The sequence below is a fragment of the Vagococcus sp. CY52-2 genome (assembly GCF_022655055.1).
Taxonomy (GTDB): Bacteria; Bacillota; Bacilli; order Lactobacillales; family Vagococcaceae; genus Vagococcus.
Window position 1 is genome coordinate 372,282 of sequence record NZ_CP093384.1, and the last position, 17,462, is coordinate 389,743.

Annotated in this window: 16 protein-coding genes; 11 read left to right on the top strand and 5 right to left on the bottom strand. The window is 32.9% G+C overall.

Translation table 11 applies throughout. The features are described from left to right. Positions 1–30 precede the first annotated feature (30 nt). Both sdaAA and sdaAB read right to left on the bottom strand, forming a co-directional pair. Positions 31–906, bottom strand: coding sequence for an L-serine ammonia-lyase, iron-sulfur-dependent, subunit alpha (gene sdaAA / locus MN187_RS01870; RefSeq protein ID WP_117972497.1), 876 nt, complete (start codon positions 904–906; stop codon positions 31–33). Between the two features lie 13 nt (positions 907–919). Then, positions 920–1,579: an L-serine ammonia-lyase, iron-sulfur-dependent subunit beta gene (gene sdaAB, locus MN187_RS01875; RefSeq protein WP_117972498.1), complete on the bottom strand. Its 660-nt coding sequence runs from the start codon at positions 1,577–1,579 to the stop codon at positions 920–922. A 143-nt stretch (positions 1,580–1,722) separates the two neighbouring features. Here sdaAB and MN187_RS01880 point away from each other — a divergent pair, with 143 nt between their 5' ends. The 9 genes from MN187_RS01880 (at position 1,723) to lplA (ending at position 13,303) form a co-directional block, all read left to right on the top strand. After that, the gene (locus MN187_RS01880; RefSeq protein WP_158559370.1) at positions 1,723–2,937 is read left to right on the top strand and encodes a CinA family nicotinamide mononucleotide deamidase-related protein; all 1,215 of its coding nucleotides are present in this window, start codon (positions 1,723–1,725) and stop codon (positions 2,935–2,937) included. A 96-nt stretch (positions 2,938–3,033) separates the two neighbouring features. Next, positions 3,034–4,092 carry a recombinase RecA gene (recA, locus tag MN187_RS01885; protein WP_117972500.1) on the top strand — a complete coding sequence of 353 codons (1,059 nt, stop codon included), beginning with the start codon at positions 3,034–3,036 and terminating at the stop codon, positions 4,090–4,092. A 249-nt stretch (positions 4,093–4,341) separates the two neighbouring features. After that, positions 4,342–5,898 (top strand): ribonuclease Y, encoded by a 1,557-nt coding sequence (gene rny, locus MN187_RS01890; RefSeq protein ID WP_117972501.1) that lies wholly within the window; start codon positions 4,342–4,344, stop codon positions 5,896–5,898. 408 nt (positions 5,899–6,306) lie between these two features. Further along, positions 6,307–8,469: an anaerobic ribonucleoside-triphosphate reductase gene (gene nrdD / locus MN187_RS01895; RefSeq protein ID WP_370448230.1), complete on the top strand. Its 2,163-nt coding sequence runs from the start codon at positions 6,307–6,309 to the stop codon at positions 8,467–8,469. Positions 8,470–8,513: 44 nt separating this feature from the next. After that, complete coding sequence (nrdG, locus tag MN187_RS01900; protein WP_117972503.1) at positions 8,514–9,092, top strand: anaerobic ribonucleoside-triphosphate reductase activating protein; 579 nt, start codon at positions 8,514–8,516, stop codon at positions 9,090–9,092. A 104-nt stretch (positions 9,093–9,196) separates the two neighbouring features. After that, positions 9,197–9,973, top strand: coding sequence for a hypothetical protein (locus tag MN187_RS01905; RefSeq protein WP_117972504.1), 777 nt, complete (start codon positions 9,197–9,199; stop codon positions 9,971–9,973). Between the two features lie 316 nt (positions 9,974–10,289). Then, positions 10,290–11,375: a M42 family metallopeptidase gene (locus MN187_RS01910; RefSeq protein WP_242094096.1), complete on the top strand. Its 1,086-nt coding sequence runs from the start codon at positions 10,290–10,292 to the stop codon at positions 11,373–11,375. A 173-nt stretch (positions 11,376–11,548) separates the two neighbouring features. Beyond that, positions 11,549–12,283, top strand: coding sequence for an MBL fold metallo-hydrolase (locus MN187_RS01915; RefSeq protein ID WP_117972506.1), 735 nt, complete (start codon positions 11,549–11,551; stop codon positions 12,281–12,283). A gap of 12 nt (positions 12,284–12,295) precedes the next feature. Further along, positions 12,296–13,303 (top strand): lipoate--protein ligase, encoded by a 1,008-nt coding sequence (gene lplA / locus MN187_RS01920; protein ID WP_117972507.1) that lies wholly within the window; start codon positions 12,296–12,298, stop codon positions 13,301–13,303. 49 nt (positions 13,304–13,352) lie between these two features. Here lplA and MN187_RS01925 read toward each other — a convergent pair whose 3' ends face one another. From MN187_RS01925 to MN187_RS01935, 3 genes are all read right to left on the bottom strand, one after another. Continuing rightward, complete coding sequence (locus tag MN187_RS01925) at positions 13,353–14,399, bottom strand: peptidylprolyl isomerase (RefSeq protein WP_242094098.1); 1,047 nt, start codon at positions 14,397–14,399, stop codon at positions 13,353–13,355. Between the two features lie 132 nt (positions 14,400–14,531). Beyond that, a complete protein-coding gene (locus tag MN187_RS01930; RefSeq protein ID WP_117972509.1) occupies positions 14,532–14,912 on the bottom strand; it encodes a YtxH domain-containing protein in 381 nt (126 codons plus the stop codon). Between the two features lie 2 nt (positions 14,913–14,914). Continuing rightward, a complete protein-coding gene (locus tag MN187_RS01935) occupies positions 14,915–15,337 on the bottom strand; it encodes an HIT family protein (RefSeq protein ID WP_241699279.1) in 423 nt (140 codons plus the stop codon). A gap of 147 nt (positions 15,338–15,484) precedes the next feature. Between MN187_RS01935 and MN187_RS01940 the strand changes: the two genes are divergently transcribed. Together MN187_RS01940 and MN187_RS01945 are read left to right on the top strand one after the other, a co-directional pair. Further along, complete coding sequence (locus MN187_RS01940) at positions 15,485–16,219, top strand: ABC transporter ATP-binding protein (RefSeq protein WP_117972511.1); 735 nt, start codon at positions 15,485–15,487, stop codon at positions 16,217–16,219. Then, positions 16,219–17,448: an ABC transporter permease gene (locus tag MN187_RS01945; protein WP_117972512.1), complete on the top strand. Its 1,230-nt coding sequence runs from the start codon at positions 16,219–16,221 to the stop codon at positions 17,446–17,448. Before MN187_RS01940 ends, MN187_RS01945 begins: the two co-directional genes overlap by 1 nt. Positions 17,449–17,462 lie beyond the last annotated feature (14 nt).

Sequence of the window (17,462 nt, forward strand, 5' to 3'; positions counted from 1 at the left end):
ATTAGATTGAAGTCTAACAAGGTGCTTATTTTATTTAGGTTGATTATTGTAAAGTTGATGCATAATTTTTTTACCTGTTTTAGTTGCTGCTAATCCACCTTCAGCAGTTTCTTTAAAAGCAGAGGGCATTTGCATTCCGACTTGATGCATCGCTTCGATTACTTCATCTACAGGAATAACACTTTTAACTCCTGCTAAAGCCATATCAGCAGAAATAAATGCTTGGGAAGCACCTAAGGCATTTCTTTTAATACAAGGTATCTCAACTAACCCAGCAACTGGGTCACAGATAAGACCTAGCATATTGATAAGGGTTATTGCAACAGCATGAGATGCTTGTTCAGGTGTTCCACCACACGTTTCGACTAAAGCACCACTTGCCATAGCACTAGCTGATCCAATCTCTGCTTGGCACCCACCAGCAGCACCACTAATTGAAGCATTATTTGCAATGACTAAACCGATAGCACCAGCTGCAAATAAAAAGTTGATTTGTTGTTCTTTTGTTAAATCACGTTTATCTGTTAAAGCAGATAATACTCCAGCAGCAACTCCAGCGCTACCAGCAGTAGGTGTGGCACAAATTAACCCCATTTCAGCGTTAACTTCATTAACTGCTATGGCATTTTGTACAGCACGTAAAATAGTTTCACCACTTAAAAAGTTTCCTTGATTGACATAGTCATTCATCCTAGGAGCATCTCCACCAGTTAAACCGGTTACAGAAGTAACACCTTTTACCCCTTTTTCAATTGAGGCTAACATAATAGAAAGATTTTTTTCCATATGAGCGATAATCACATCACGTGGTCGCTGTGAAACATCTATTTCTGTTTGGATCATAGCTTCGGCAATTGAACCATGTTCATTTGCTAAAGTAATTAATTCTTCAATTGTTTCAAACATGTTTGTCTCCTTTCTAGTTGAAAAAATCAACCGCATCAATATGTTCAATTTGTCTCAGAGAATCGAGTAAGCCATCCACACGATTATCTACCTCGATAATCATCATAGCTTTTTCTCCTTTGGCTTCTCTTGTTAATGTCATGGTGCTGATGTTAATATTTTTTTCAGATAACAGTCGCGTTACGTTAGCAACAACTCCTGGTTTATCCTGATGGAAAGTAATGTAGGTTGGTGTTGAAAAATCTAAATTAATTTTAAAACCATTAAGTTCAGAAATTTGAATGGATCCACCACCAATAGAGATACCAGTACATGTCATGCTACGATCTTTTGTTTTTAATATCATTTTAACTTGATTAGGATGGTCAGCTTTTTCAATTTTAGGTATAAAAGCTACTTCCATTCCTTTTTCATGAGCGATTTCCAAGGATTTGGCTAAACGGTCATCATCTGGATCCATCCCAAGTAACCCACCAACTAACGCGATATCAGTTCCATGACCACGATAAGTTTTTGCAAAAGACTCATATAAATAGATATCAACAGAAAGTGGCTGTTCACCTAAAATACGTCGGATGACTTTTCCAATTCTTGCAGCACCAGCAGTATGTGAACTGCTAGGTCCTATCATGACTGGTCCAATGATGTCGAAAACGCTATTATATTGCCCCATGATTTACCTCCGTATATATTATTATTTGATTTTAGTTTATCATGAAAGGTTGATTTTATTGTAAACTTAGTCTTTTTTTTATTTAAATATAATGTGATAAAATAGGAAAAAGCGTATTTTAATTTATGAGTGGAGGAATAAGAATGAAAACAGAACTGATTGTAGTAGGAACTGAATTACTGTTGGGGCAAATTATTAATACAAATGGCGCTTTTTTGTCGAAAGAGTTAGCTGATTTAGGTTATGAAGTTTATTTTGAAACAACAGTTGGAGATAATAAAAAACGTTTAATAGATACCTTGAATTTAGCTTCAAAAAGAAGTGAGTTAATTATTTTGTGTGGAGGGTTGGGGCCAACAACAGATGATTTAACAAAAGAAGCAGTGAGTGAATTTATTAATGAACCGTTAGAATATGATAAAGAATCTCTAGAAAAGATTTACCATTTGTTTTCATCGACAGATAAAGTCATGCCAGAAAATAATAAAAAACAAGCACTTACCTTTAAGAAAGGCATAACATTAAAAAATCCAACAGGTTTGGCATGTGGTGCTTTTATTGAAGTGAATGGTGTTAATTATCTACTTTTACCAGGGCCACCAAGTGAATTAACGGCTATGTTTGAACAAGAAGCTAAACCTCTACTCAGAAAACTATCTCCACACCATAAGGAATTGGTATCGCGTTATTTACGATTTATTGATATTGGCGAGTCGCAGTTAGTAACAGATTTATCAGACATTATCGATGCGCAAACTAATCCAACAGTAGCACCTTATGCTAAGTCAAATGAAGTGATGTTAAGACTTACGGCACAGAGCTCAAATTTAGATACGGCTAAAGAGTTATTAGATGAAATGGAAGAAAAAATATTAGATATTGAAAAGCGTTATTTTTATGGTTATGGAGAAGAATTAACCATTCAAGAAGTTGTTATTAACCAATTAAAGAAACAAGGAAAAACATTATCAGTGATTGATCTATTAACGGATGGTCGTTTTTTTACTGTAGGGACTGAGGTAGCTGGTGGGGAACAAGTTGTAAAAGCAGGATTCAACGTCAATAGTAAGAGCATGTTATCTTCTATATTTAATCAAACAATTGAGGTAAGTGACGATAACACGCTCGGGAAAGAGTTAGCAAAATCAGGATTAGAGATGTTTCAAACAGATTATGTAATGGTGTTATTAGGAGATGTGAGTCATGGAAATGATGAATTACCTGAAGGGATTATTTGGTTTTTCTTGGCTAATAAAGAAGATATTATCTGTAAAAAAAGAATATTTAAACGTCACTTATCTTATATGAAAGACGGTGCTATAAAGCATGGATACAATTTTATACGATTAAATAGTTAATCGGGAACGCGAATATTTGTTCGCTTTTTTCTTGCTTTTTTGATTAAAAGAAAGTATATTAAAGAGTGAAGAGATAAAATAACTGGAGGTACATACATGGCAGATAATCGTAAAGCAGCCTTAGATGCTGCGTTAAAAAAAATAGAAAAAGATTTTGGTAAAGGTTCAGTAATGAAATTGGGAGAGAAAGTGGATACACAAATTTCAACAGTATCTAGTGGCTCTCTTGCTTTAGATTCTGCCTTAGGTGTTGGCGGATACCCACGAGGAAGAATTGTGGAAGTTTACGGTCCAGAAAGTTCTGGTAAAACAACGGTTGCACTACACGCTATTGCTTCAGTTCAAAAAGCTGGCGGGACGGCTGCCTTTATCGATGCAGAGCATGCATTAGATCCTAAATATGCAAGCGCGTTAGGAGTTAATATTGATGAGCTATTGTTATCACAGCCGGATACTGGAGAACAGGGGTTAAATATTGCGGAAGCACTAGTTTCAAGTGGAGCAATTGATATTGTTGTAGTCGATTCTGTTGCAGCACTTGTACCAAGAGCTGAAATTGATGGAGAAATGGGAGATTCACATGTTGGTCTGCAAGCTCGTTTAATGTCTCAGGCTTTAAGAAAATTATCAGGAACAATTAATAAAACCAAAACCATTGCTATCTTTATTAATCAAATCCGTGAAAAAGTTGGTGTGATGTTTGGAAATCCAGAAACAACACCAGGTGGGCGTGCATTGAAATTTTATGCAACAGTCCGTTTAGAAGTTCGTCGTGCAGAACAATTAAAATCAGGGACCGATATCATTGGTAACCGTACAAAAATTAAAGTCGTTAAAAATAAAGTGGCGCCACCTTTTAGAATAGCAGAAGTAGATATTATGTATGGTGAAGGAATTTCGCAAGAAGGCGAATTACTGGACATGGCTGCAGATAAAGACATCGTCAATAAAAGTGGTGCCTGGTATTCTTATCAAGATGAACGTATTGGTCAAGGCCGTGAAAATGCGAAAAAATATTTGGCTGAACACTCAGAGATGATGGAAGAGATTTATCAAAAAGTACGTTTAGCTTATAATATGGATGGTGTAAAACCTGAAGAGGTAGAAGAAGAAAATGAAAAATTAGAGGAAATGTCTGTCGAATCCGAAGATTAATTGTATAATAAACTACTGTTTAAAGTAATAATAACGAATTATGTTATTCTATTAATTTAGACAGTAGTTTATTTTTTTATGCTTTGTTGTTTAGCCTCTTTTTTAAGTTGACACTCCTTTTAACAAAGATTAGAATATATAATGTATAGTTAAATATATACACTCATATTTTATATATGATTTAAGTCATAGTAATATGTTTTACATCTACGAATAACACAATAATAAAGATAGTATGGAGGTGTTTTTATGGCTGCTACAATACTCCTTGCTATCATCGGTTTAATTGTAGGTCTAGCAATTGGCTATTTTATTGCCATGACTCGACATAAGAGGTCTATAGAGGGTGCGAATAATACTGCCACCGGAATTATTCGACAAGCCAAGAAAGAGGCTGAGACTCTAAAAAAAGAGCATTTGTTGGAAGCAAAAGAACTGAATCAACAATACCGATTCGAAATCGAAAGTGAGCTGAAGGAAGAAAGAGCTGAATTAAAAAATCAAGAAAATAGACTGTTACAAAGGGAAAACAATCTTGATCGAAAAGATGACTCTTTAGAAAAACGCGAACGTTCACTTGAAGAAAAAGAGGAAAAACTTGATTCAAGGAAACAATTGATTGATGAGCGGGAAAAAGAGGTATCGACCTTAATTGAAAAACAAGAGATAGAATTAGAGCGTATTGCCAGTCTATCTAAAGATGAAGCACAAAACATTATCATGAACGACATGAAAGCAGAATTGTCACATGATCGGGCAATGTTGATTAAAGAAAGTGAACAACGTGTAAAAGATGAAGTAGATCGTAAAGCACGTAATATGTTAGCTTTAGCGATTCAGCGAAGTGCTGCTGACCAGATCTCTGAATTGACAGTGACAGTTGTTACATTACCAAACGATGATATGAAAGGTCGAATTATCGGACGAGAAGGCCGAAATATACGAACACTTGAAACATTAACAGGTATTGATTTGATTATTGATGATACACCAGAAGCAGTCGTCTTATCTGGATTTGATCCAATTAGACGAGAAATTGCTCGAATGACATTGGAAAAATTAATTCAAGATGGTCGTATTCATCCAGCTAGAATTGAAGAGATGGTGGAAAAATCTCGTAAGGAAATGGATGAACGGATTCGCGAGTACGGTGAGAACGCAGCATTTGAAGTGGGAGTTCATTCATTACACCCTGATTTAATTAAAATACTTGGTCGTTTAAGATTTAGAACAAGTTATGGTCAAAATGTTTTAAATCACTCAATCGAAGTAGCAAAACTAGCTGGTGTCTTAGCTGAGGAATTAGGAGAAGATGCAACGTTAGCACGTAGAGCTGGATTACTACATGATATTGGTAAGGCTTTAGATCATGAAGTAGATGGCTCTCATGTTGAAATAGGAACAGAGTTAGTAAGTAAATATAAAGAAAATCCAGTAGTAATAAATGCTGTTGCCTCTCATCATGGTGATGTAGAAGCAACTTCTGTAATCTCTGTCTTAGTTGCAGCAGCAGACGCTTTATCAGCTGCTCGACCAGGAGCAAGAAGTGAGTCATTGGAAAACTATATTAAACGTTTAGAACGTTTAGAAGGAATTGCTAATGATTTCCCTGGTGTTGAAACAAGTTTCGCAATACAGGCTGGTAGAGAAATTAGAGTTGTAGTGAAACCAAGTGAAGTGACAGATGACGAAGCCGTTATATTGGTTCATGACATTCGTAAGAGAATAGAAGACGAGCTTGAATATCCTGGACACATTAAAGTAACGGTTGTTCGTGAAGTTAGAGCAGTTGATTATGCTAAATAACGTTTACCAATAAGAAACAAAAAACAGATGGAGAAATTCATCTGTTTTTTTATTTACAAAATTTAATAAAGGTAAACGACTATTTGTTATTGCAGCATTTTTAATGACGATTAGATTTTTTATAAAAAATGAAAAGTAAGAAATGATAGATAAAAAAATGGAATATTCTTTTAATACAGAATAGTTCATTTTTTTATGATTAAGTGAATAAAAAAACAAAACAACTATTGACAAATAAAAGATATTATCAAACCAATATTTATACTATATATAGTGTTTTTAAATCTTTTGTAACAAAAATATATACTATATATAGTTGAAAAAAGACTCTCGTTGGGATAAGATATTAATTGAATATATTAAGGGAGTTAGATGATAATGATAGAAACAGCAGAACCAAGCGAAAAAATGAGCAAAATATCAGAAGAAATTGATACGATTAATGTCATTAAAAGAGATGGACGTACGGTTGATTTTGACATTGCAAAAATAACAGCGGCACTACTGAAAGCAGAAAATAAAATAAATGGTCCAATTGATGATTTATCTATTAGAAAAATTGATGAATTAGTATTTAAAATTGTTTCTGAGATTACATCTCGTTTTTCTAAAGATGTGAAAATTTATGAGATTCAAAATATCGTCGAACATATACTTCTTGAAAATCGTGAATATTCTTTAGCTCAAGAATATATAAATTATCGAACTAAGCGGGATTTTGAACGAGCAGAATCAACAGATATTAATGTGACAATTGAGAAATTACTAAATAAGGATCAACGTTTAGTAAATGAAAATGCGAATAAAGATAGTGATGTATTTAATACCCAAAGAGATTTGACTGCAGGAATTGTTGGAAAATCAATCGGTTTGAGAATGTTGCCTCCCCATGTGGCAAATGCTCATCAGAAAGGTGAAATTCATTATCATGATTTAGACTATCATCCCTATTCACCTATGACAAATTGTTGTTTAATTGATTTTGAGAGTATGTTGAATAATGGATTTAAAATTGGAAATGCTGAAGTTGAGCCTCCTAAGTCAATTCAAACGGCAACAGCACAAATTTCACAAATTATTGCTAACGTAGCATCTAGCCAGTATGGTGGCTGTTCAGCTAATCGAATCGATGAGTTTTTAGCACCATTTGCGAAAAAAAATTATGAAAAACATTTAGAAGATGCTAAGCAATGGATAGATGATGAGTCTAAACACGATGAATATGCAAAACAAAAAACAAGTAAAGATATTTATGATTCTATGCAAAGTTTAGAGTATGAAATTAATACATTATTTACTTCTAACGGCCAAACGCCATTCACTTCATTAGGATTTGGTCTTGGAACGGATTGGTTTGAGCGAGAAATTCAACGAGCAATTTTTTTAAATCGTATTAAGGGGCTTGGAGGAGAACATCGTACAGCGATTTTCCCAAAATTAATTTTTACGATTAAAGATGGTGTTAACTTGAAACCAAGTGATCCAAATTACGATATCAAAGAGTTAGCGTTAGAATGTGCGACTAAAAGAATGTATCCTGACATATTGAATTACGATAAAATTGTTGAGTTAACTGGTAGTTTTAAAGTACCAATGGGATGTCGATCATTTTTACAAGGTTGGAAAGACGAGACAGGCAAAGAAGTTAATGCTGGACGTATGAATTTAGGCGTAGTGACATTGAATTTGCCACGCATCGCGTTGGAAGCTAAGGGTCACATAGAAACATTTTGGTCAATGTTAGATGAGCGTTTATCTATTGCTAAAGATGCTCTGATTTTTCGTGTGAAAAGATGTAAAGAAGCAGGACCAGCTAATGCGCCTATTTTATATATGTACGGTGCATTTGGCAATAGATTGAACAAAAATGAGTCAGTTGATGAATTATTTAAAAATAAACGAGCAACTGTATCACTTGGTTATATCGGGTTGTATGAAGTGGCTTCATCATTTTTTGGTGGAGAATGGGAAGATAATCCTGAAGCAAAAGAATTTACTTTAGAAATATTGAAATATCTAAAACAACATACTGATGCATGGGGCGATGAGTATGGTTATCACTTTAGCGTATATTCAACACCTAGTGAAAGTTTAACGGATCGTTTCTGTCGTTTAGATAAAGAAAAATTTGGGGAGATTGAACATATTACAGATAAAGAATACTACACAAATAGTTTTCACTATGATGTGAGAAAAAATCCTACGCCATTTGAAAAATTAGATTTTGAAAAAGATTACCCTAAATATTGTTCAGGAGGGTTCATTCATTACTGTGAATATCCAGTCTTGCAACAAAATAGAAAAGCATTAGAAGCGGTGTGGGATTATGCTTATGATAAAGTTGGGTATTTAGGTACTAATACCCCAATTGATCATTGTTATGAATGTGGTTTTGAGGGGGATTTTAACCCAACTGAACGTGGTTTTGAATGTCCACAATGCCACAATAATGACCCAAAAACATGTGATGTAGTAAAACGAACATGTGGCTACTTAGGTAACCCACAAGCAAGACCAATGGTTCATGGTCGTCATAAAGAAATTTCATCACGAGTAAAACATATGAAATAAAAAAGAGTATCGCACTCTTTTTTATTTTTTAAAGGAGTATAGAAATGAGAAATCCAAAACCAAAAGAGTGGGACTCTGCTAAATATAGTAAAGGATACATTGCTGACTATAAACCCTTTATGTTTGTAGATGGAGAAGGTGTTCGTTGCAGTATTTATGTTAGTGGTTGTTTATTTGCTTGTAAGGGATGTTTTAATCGAGCCATCCAAAATTTTAGATATGGAACACCTTATACTAACGAACTAGAAGATAGAATAATAGAGGATTTATCACACGATTATGTACAAGGATTAACATTACTTGGGGGAGAACCTTTCTTAAATACAGAAGTATGCTTGTCATTAGTTAAACGTGTTAGAAAAGAATTTGGTCACACAAAAGATATTTGGTCGTGGACAGGCTATACATTTGAGGAACTCTTGGAAGAAACAGATGATAAATTAGAATTACTGAGCTATGTGGATGTGTTAGTTGATGGTCGATTTGAGTTGGAAAAGAGAGATTTAAGTTTGCAATTTCGAGGAAGTAGTAATCAACGAATTATCGATGTCCCACAATCCCTGGTTGAATCTAATGTGGTGATTTGGGAAAAATGTTTAGATAAAGAAGCCTATTTCCGTTGAAATGGATGAATGCGTATAGTATTCATCTTTTTTTTACGATTTTATCCTTAAAAAGTTAAAAGTATTTGTGATAATTAACGTATCAAACATTAGGGGTGGGTCATATGATAGTCTCAGTTAATTTATTTCAACAACAAACACCAGAAGTACAGCAAAAAATAGCGGAACAACAAAAAGTAATGGAGCATTTATATCCAATATTAAATGATGTGCCAACGTTAGTATTTTTTACTGATGATAGTCAAATGGATTCTTTATTTGAGCAACAGTTTATCCAGCTGAATGACCAACCAAGTATTTTATATAGCCATGATGAACAAGATTATCAAACATTAATTGAAGGAATAGGAGCAATTGTATTAACTGCAGATAAAGTGGATAATACACAAATGATGTGTCAATCCTTATTAACAAAAGTAACTGATAATCAACGTGTTGTATTTGATGGTTGTGACGACATACTTAAATTAGTGCTGAGTGGGGATAGTAAGCCTTATGCCATTTGTGTACAAGAAAATAGATTGTCAAATCTTCTTTCGTTATCAAAAGAGACTATTTCAACGATGTTGCCCTCAGAAATTATGACAGATCCATTATTTGAGGATGTTCCGTTTGTTTTTATTTATAATGAAGCAGGTATTGGTTATCTCAATCATACTGACGAATTGTATGATGTCTCTATTGAACACTTGGACGTTAGCAAATTAAATCATACTGGTATGTTATTAGGATTGGCTAAAGGATTGAGTGATGAGGAAAAGTCGACAGAAGAAATTGTAACAGACGGGATTGTTTGTGCGATTTCTGCTATAGAAAATCAGGATGTTGTATTTGACAAACATTTTTATAAAGATAAAATAAATGTGATTAAACTAGCATGAAAGGGGCTTACTAGCCTCTTTTTTTGTGTTAAGGAATATAATACTCTTGTTTAATCTTTGTTTTAATAACATAATTAACACCCAAATTTTTCATTTTTACTTAATCAAATGGAATCATTTTTGCTTCGTTTGGTTTAATAAACGTTGACGATTTATTTTGTTTACTTGATAGGTTTATTGAAAAAAATAAAAAAGTGAGCATATATCTTAAGATTAAAAAAATGTCAGACTTTTTCAATGAATTAATTCTCATCTTTTTATATTTCGGTTAAAAATGTTATACTAAAGTTAATGAAATTAAAAAGAGGTGACTAGTTTGTTAGATAAACAAGAAGAATTATTTTTAAAAGAATTAACAGATGCAAAAGGCGTACCTGGTAATGAAACACAGGTGACAGAACTATTTAAAAAATATGCTGAGCCATATGCTGATAAATTATTGTTTGATGGGTTAGGTGGGATTAATGCACGTCACATTGGTGAAAAGGAAGGCCCACGTGTCTTAATTTCTGGTCATATGGATGAAGTTGGATTTATGGTGACTAAAGTCACTGATAAAGGCTTTATTGAATTCCAAACATTAGGTGGTTGGTGGGGACAAGTCATGCTGGCTCAACAAGTGACTATCACAACATCTAATGGAAAAGAAATTCATGGTGTAATTGGTTCAAAACCACCACATGTTTTGTCTGCTGAAGCAAGAAAACAACCATATGATATTGCAGATATGTTTATAGATATTGGCGCAACAAGTAAAGAAGAAGCAAATGAGTGGGGCATCAAACCAGGAGATATGGTGACGCCTTACATTGAGTACAAACGATTAAATGATTCAAAATATTTATTAGCAAAAGCATGGGATAATCGTATCGGAACGGCCGTGTCATTAAAAGTATTAGAAAATTTAGCTAAAGAAGGTCATCCAAATATTTTATTTGCAGGAAGTAATGTACAAGAAGAAGTTGGATTACGTGGTGCCAGAACGAGTACTCATTTAGTTAATCCTGATATTGCATTTGCTCTTGATACAGGGACTGCAGGAGACACACCAGGTATGACACCAAAAGAAGCGGATTCTGTGTTAGGTGAGGGCCCACAGATTTTAATTTTTGATGCGTCAATGATTCCACACAGAAAATTACGTGATTTTGTCATTGATGTGGCAGAAGAACTGGATATTCCATTCCAATATACTGTTATCACAGGTGGAGGAACAGATGCTGGAATGCAACATTTAACACGTAATGGTGTACCATCGCTTGGGATTACAGTGGCAACTCGTTACTTACATTCACATACATCTATTATTCATGAAGATGATTATTTAAACACTGTTAAATTAGTGACAGAAGTAGTGAAACGATTAGATGCTGATAAAGTAAAAGAATTAACATCTTACTAAATGAAATGAACAGGTACGTAAAAGTATCTGTTTATTTTTTATAAAGAACAAAATTGTTTTAAAAAATGATTTTTATTGAATGATTTTAGGAATTAGTTGATAATATTACCAAAGTATTTGTATCTTTTATTGACTAGTCGTAGGATAATATTGTATGGAAAGGAAGTCGTATTATGGATATCACTGTATTAGGCTATTGGGGAGGTTACCCTTATCAAGGGGAAGGTACAACATCATACCTTGTTCAATCAAATGATTTTTCATTGTTATTAGATGCTGGAAGTACAACACTTGTTAGGTTAGAGGAAAAGTTAGATCCTTTGACGTTAGATGCTGTTCTTTTGACTCATTATCATCATGACCACATGGCAGATTTAGGCGTTTTACAATATTTACGCCAATTAAAACCAACAAAACCTGTGGAAGAATTGCTGATATATGGTCATACTGAAAATATGGAAAAATTTAATGAGCTAACCATGACAGGTATTTCAAAAGGTATTGCCTATCATGAAACACAAGAGCTTGAACTGGGTCCATTTCTAATAACGTTTAAACGTACGATTCATCCTGTTCCTTGTTTTGCAACAAGAATTGTCGAAAAAAGTACAGGCAAAGTGTTTGTGTTTACGGCAGATACAGGCTATTTGGAAGGGCTATCTGATTTTTGTCAAGAGGCTGATTTGTTAATTACTGATACTTATTTTTTAGAAGGTAATGAGCATCATAAAGCTCATCTAACAACCAAAGAAACTGGTGAATTAGCTAAACAAGCTAATGTTAAACAAGTAATCATTAGTCATTTAAATCAATCCCTTGATTTAGATGAAGTTTTAAAACAGACTCAATATTATGCTGGAGATATTCCAATTCAACTTGCAAAAATTAATTTAAATAAGACATTATAAGGAGATGTATCGATGATTTATGTATCAAATGAAGAAATAACAGACCCACGTATTAACTTAGCTATTGAGACATTTTTATTACAGGAAATGCCAGTAGATGAGCCAATTTTATTATTTTATATTAATGAGCCATCAATTATCATTGGACGTAACCAAAATACGATTGAAGAAATTAATATGGATTATGTTGAAGATAATGGTATTCATGTGGTTCGTCGATTAAGTGGTGGGGGAGCAGTTTATCACGATGAAGGAAATTTAAACTTTAGTTTTATTATGCCAGATGATGGAGAATCCTTTAGAAATTTTGCGAAGGTGACTCAACCGATTATTGATGCCCTTCATGAGCTAGGAGTTGAAGGAGCAGAATTAAAAGGAAGAAATGATCTAGTCATTGACGATAAAAAATTCTCAGGAAATGCGATGTATGCAACAAATGGTCGTATGTTTGCTCATGGAACATTGATGTTTGATAGCGATGTGAATGAAGTTGTAAATGCATTAAAGGTGAGAAAAGATAAGATTGAGTCAAAAGGAATTAAATCAATTCGTTCTCGTGTCACTAACATCAAACCTTTTTTATCTGATGATTACCAATATATGTCAACAAAAGATTTTAGAAAAGAAATTTTATTAAAAATCTTTGAAACAACAGATATTAATGATGTAAATGAATATAAATTAACAGAAGAAGACTGGAAAAAAATCAATGCTATTTCTGATAAATTATATCGTAATTGGGATTGGAACTACGGTCGTTCGCCTGAATTTGATATTGTACGACGTAAAAGATACCCAATTGGTTCAATTGAAGCAAAAATGAATGTATCCGATGGTGAAATTAAAGAGATTCGTATTTTTGGTGATTTCTTTGGATTAGGTCAAATTGCTGATGTGGAAGATATTCTTACTGGAATCAAATATGACAAAGAATCAATATCAAAAGCTGTTGAAAAAATTGATGTTAAAAAATACTTTGGAAATATTGAAGTAAGTGATTTAATTGAATTATTGTATTAAATAAAAGACGTGCATCTCATTAGGAGATGCACGTTTTTTATTATTAGCATTATTTAGTTGATTCAGTGGTTTCTTCTTTACTAGATTCAGTTGATTTAGATTCTGAGGATTTACTTGTTTTAGAATCTGAAGATTTACTTGTTTTAGACTCTGATGTTTTGCTATCACTTGTTTTTGTTTCTTTTTGTGGTAAGTATGGTGTTAATATATTTTTATACTGATTATCTTTAATATTTACATTTGCTTTTTCTAATTCTTTTCCAATAACTTCTTGTTGGAAAGTAGGATCAGATATTTTAGTTTGTTCAAAAATGTCTTTTAATTCTTTTTCATAAGGTTTGTAATCATTACCTTTTTGTTTATTTTTAACCATTTTTACAATGTAATAAACATCTGTACCAGTTTGTTGGTTTTGAACAGTGATTAAATCAGATACCTTACCGTCTTCTAATTTGTATGCAGCTTCTTTTACTTCAGTAGGAACTGTTACACCAGCAGGATCAGTTGTAGCAGTTGAGTCAAACTTCACTTTACCACCATCTTCTTTAGTGACAGTATCTTGAGAGTCACTTTTCGCTACTTTAGCAAAATCATCACCATCATTGATTTTTTTCAATGCTTTTTCAGCGTTTTCTTTAGAGTCAAATGACATAATTTGAGTTTCTACTTGTGGGTGATATGTTTTCCAAGTTTCTTTAAGATCAGCATCTGTTACTTTGATGTGAGATTTCAACATTTCTTTGAAGGCCAAACTTTGTTTAATATTATCTTTAAATTGTTTAGCTGTCGTGTTGTTTTGTTTCAGTAGGGCTTCAAAAGATTTTTTACCACCATTTTGTTTTTCATAAGTAGAGTATTGTTTATCAATTTCTTTTTGGTCAACTTTACTACCGTAATCGTCTAAAGTGATTTTTTGAATAATCATGTTAACCAATGTTTCAGATGAAGTAGGGCTTTTCTTCAATTCATCGAAAAATTGAGTATCAGTAATTTTTCCACCTTTCATTGTAACGATATCTTTACCGCCAGAACAACCTGCTAAAGTAATCATACTTAATAGCGCGACAGCGGCTAATTTTAATTTTTTGTTTTTCATGTTAATTCTCCAATCTAGTTTTCAATAAATATTATGGATGATTCATAAGCATGTTTATTATTATACCATAAAAAGAATGAAACTAAATAGTTATCTAAAAAGTTAATAATAATTTATAAATAATTTAAGACTTTATTGTTCAAGAGTGTCTTTAAATTCAGTGATATCTTGTTCAATTTTTGCTAATTGTTCTTTGATTTGTTCGATCCTTGGTTTGGCTTTAAATTTAAATTTTTTAAGACTTTTTAATGTTTCTTGTTCAAAGACAGGTAATAATTCTTGTGATAAGGTTACTAATTGATTAGCTTGTATTTTGGTAGTATCAATTTGATTACTTAGTGATAGAAGAAAATTGATATCTGTTTCTATTTTATTAGTGATTGATTGTTTGGTTTCTTTTCCAGATCGTGGAGCTAGTAAGAGAGCAGCCCCCCCACAAATAGCTCCTCCGATTAAAAAGCCTTTAATAAATTTTTTTCCTGAAAAAGAGTTATTTTTCTCTTTTTTTTTCATTTTTAAATCTCCTTGTTAATGGACTGAGCAATGGATAGCATATCTTCTTTTGAGTATTTTGAACCATTATCTGCAAAGGTCATTGAAAAATCGTCCTCTTTCCCATATCTTGGAATAAGATGGACATGTGAATGAAAGACACTTTGATAAGCCGCTTCTTTATTATTATTAACCATATTTAATCCAACCATATCGGGGAAGGCTTGTTCAATAGCACGTGCAATTTTAGGGATTCTAGTAAAAACATCTGATGCTAACTTCTCATCATACTCAAAAATGTCAGTAACATGTTTTTTTGGAATCACCAAAGTATGTCCTTTAGTGGTCTGAGTAATGTCTAAAAAGGCATATACCATATCATCTTCATATACAGGGTAACTAGGTATTTCTTTTTCTATTATTTTGCAAAAAATACAATCAGTCATGCTTTGTTCCTCCTATGTTTATTAGCTTTCTGTTTTAGTGTAACATTATCACAATTGAATGAAAAGCTAGGACAATGAATATTAAAATAAGTAAGTAAACGAACGATATATGATATAATCAGTCTAGTATATATTGGAGGAAAAATAATGAGTTTAAAAATAGAAAATCTAACAGGAGGCTATGGTCATGTTCCTGTTTTAAAATCAGTTAATTTTGAAGTGAAATCTGGTGAGATGGTTGGGTTAATCGGTCTTAATGGCGCAGGTAAAAGTACAACCATAAAACATATTATTGGGTTACTTAATGCACAAAAAGGAAAAATTACCATTGATGATGAGACCATTTTTAATGCCCCTGAATTTTATCGAAAAAAAATAGGCTTTATACCAGAAAGTCCAATATTGTATGATGAATTGACATTAAGGGAACATATTGAAGTGACGGCGATGGCGTATGATATTCCTAAAGAAGAAGCTTTAAAACGTGCGGAGTATTTATTAAAATTATTTCGTTTAGAAAATAAATTAGATTGGTTTCCCACTCACTTTTCAAAAGGAATGAAACAAAAAGTTATGGTATTGTGTGCTTTTTTAACAGAGCCAAGTTTATATATCATAGATGAGCCATTCTTAGGCTTAGATCCATTGGCTATCAATGCTCTTCTTGAATTGATGAATGAAATGAAACAACAAGGTGCTGCTATTTTGATGTCCACTCATATTTTAGCTACAGCTGAAATATATTGCGATCGTTTTGTGGTCTTGCATAATGGTGAAGTTAGGGCGAATGGGACAATGGAGGAATTACGTGAGGAGTTTAATTTACCAGATTCTTCTTTAGATGATATTTATTTATCTCTTACTAAAGAGGAGGGGAAATAATGGCAGAATTTTATAAATTACGTCTTACTAAACATCGAAAAAAAATGCTTCGCTATTTAAAATATGTGATGAATGATCATTTTATTTTAATTTGTATGGTTGGACTAGGAGGTTTTGGTTATTACTATTCCGAATATTTAAAAACATTGACTCCATTGGTTACGTGGGTACCTTTTATGGTGCTGCTGCTTTGGATTATCAGTCTATTTATTGGACGATTGAGTACCTTGATGCAAGAAGCAGATATGGTATTTTTACTGCCAAAGGAAAGAGCGATGATGACTTATTTGAAACAAAGTTTAAGATATTCGACTATTTTACCAATGATTAGCTTATCTCTAATTGTCGGAGTGACGTTTCCTTTAGTAGCGGCAACAACATCGGTGACTCTTTCTATGGCATTATTCATAATTGCAAGCTTGATTTCATTAAAATATGCAGATTTATGGATACAGTTAGAGTCACTTTATCTTAATACAGAGAAAAAGGTGATAACGCATCGATTTGTATGGTGTATTGGAGCTTTAATTGGTCTTTCTTCAAGTTTATTTTTATCATTTTATATTGGAACAGTCATTTCAATTATTGTGAGTACCTTGCTAGTGGTATTAGCAAAACAAACGTTAGAAATAAGTCAATTGAATTGGGAAAAGAGTATTAACATGGAGAGAAAAAGAATGAAACGAATTTATTCATTCTTTAATTTATTTACGGATGTTCCGGGCTTGTCATCAGATGTTAGAAGACGGAAATATTTAGATGGCTTACTGAATAAAGTTAAGAAAACCTCAGAGAATACTTATCTTTATCTGTATGCAAGAGTTGCTGCAAGAAGTTCTGAGTATAGTAGCTTAACATTACGATTGGTTGCTGTAGGCGCGATTCTTTTATTTTTTACTCAGTCATTTTGGTTAATGGCTATACTAGGTAGTTTGTTTATCTATTTGTTGGGATTTCAATTAATTCCAATGTATCATGCATTCGACTATATGTTGATGATTAAGCTGTATCCTGTTTCTCCTAAGAAAAAATCTGGTGCAGTTTTATCTATAATAAGAAGTGTATTAATTATCATGACAATTATTTATGGCATAATTGTGTTGATTGTATTACCTAATAAAGTAGAGGCAATGCAATTATTTGGGATATTTGTGGTGGTATGCTTAGTATTCTCGTGGGGGTATCTTCCTTTGAGACTAAAAAAAATTGAAAAAAATGCAAATAGATGAAAAACTTTAATAGA

What these genes read in the sequence shown, in the direction of transcription:
- sdaAA (WP_117972497.1), bottom strand. Translation starts at nt 906, where the DNA reads ATGTTTGAAACAATTGAAGAATTAATTACTTTAGCAAATGAACATGGT.
- sdaAB (WP_117972498.1), bottom strand. Translation starts at nt 1,579, where the DNA reads ATGGGGCAATATAATAGCGTTTTCGACATCATTGGACCAGTCATGATA.
- MN187_RS01880 (WP_158559370.1), top strand. Translation starts at nt 1,723, where the DNA reads ATGAAAACAGAACTGATTGTAGTAGGAACTGAATTACTGTTGGGGCAA.
- recA (WP_117972500.1), top strand. Translation starts at nt 3,034, where the DNA reads ATGGCAGATAATCGTAAAGCAGCCTTAGATGCTGCGTTAAAAAAAATA.
- rny (WP_117972501.1), top strand. Translation starts at nt 4,342, where the DNA reads ATGGCTGCTACAATACTCCTTGCTATCATCGGTTTAATTGTAGGTCTA.
- nrdD (WP_370448230.1), top strand. Translation starts at nt 6,307, where the DNA reads ATGAGCAAAATATCAGAAGAAATTGATACGATTAATGTCATTAAAAGA.
- nrdG (WP_117972503.1), top strand. Translation starts at nt 8,514, where the DNA reads ATGAGAAATCCAAAACCAAAAGAGTGGGACTCTGCTAAATATAGTAAA.
- MN187_RS01905 (WP_117972504.1), top strand. Translation starts at nt 9,197, where the DNA reads ATGATAGTCTCAGTTAATTTATTTCAACAACAAACACCAGAAGTACAG.
- MN187_RS01915 (WP_117972506.1), top strand. Translation starts at nt 11,549, where the DNA reads ATGGATATCACTGTATTAGGCTATTGGGGAGGTTACCCTTATCAAGGG.
- lplA (WP_117972507.1), top strand. Translation starts at nt 12,296, where the DNA reads ATGATTTATGTATCAAATGAAGAAATAACAGACCCACGTATTAACTTA.
- MN187_RS01925 (WP_242094098.1), bottom strand. Translation starts at nt 14,399, where the DNA reads ATGAAAAACAAAAAATTAAAATTAGCCGCTGTCGCGCTATTAAGTATG.
- MN187_RS01930 (WP_117972509.1), bottom strand. Translation starts at nt 14,912, where the DNA reads ATGAAAAAAAAAGAGAAAAATAACTCTTTTTCAGGAAAAAAATTTATT.
- MN187_RS01935 (WP_241699279.1), bottom strand. Translation starts at nt 15,337, where the DNA reads ATGACTGATTGTATTTTTTGCAAAATAATAGAAAAAGAAATACCTAGT.
- MN187_RS01940 (WP_117972511.1), top strand. Translation starts at nt 15,485, where the DNA reads ATGAGTTTAAAAATAGAAAATCTAACAGGAGGCTATGGTCATGTTCCT.
- MN187_RS01945 (WP_117972512.1), top strand. Translation starts at nt 16,219, where the DNA reads ATGGCAGAATTTTATAAATTACGTCTTACTAAACATCGAAAAAAAATG.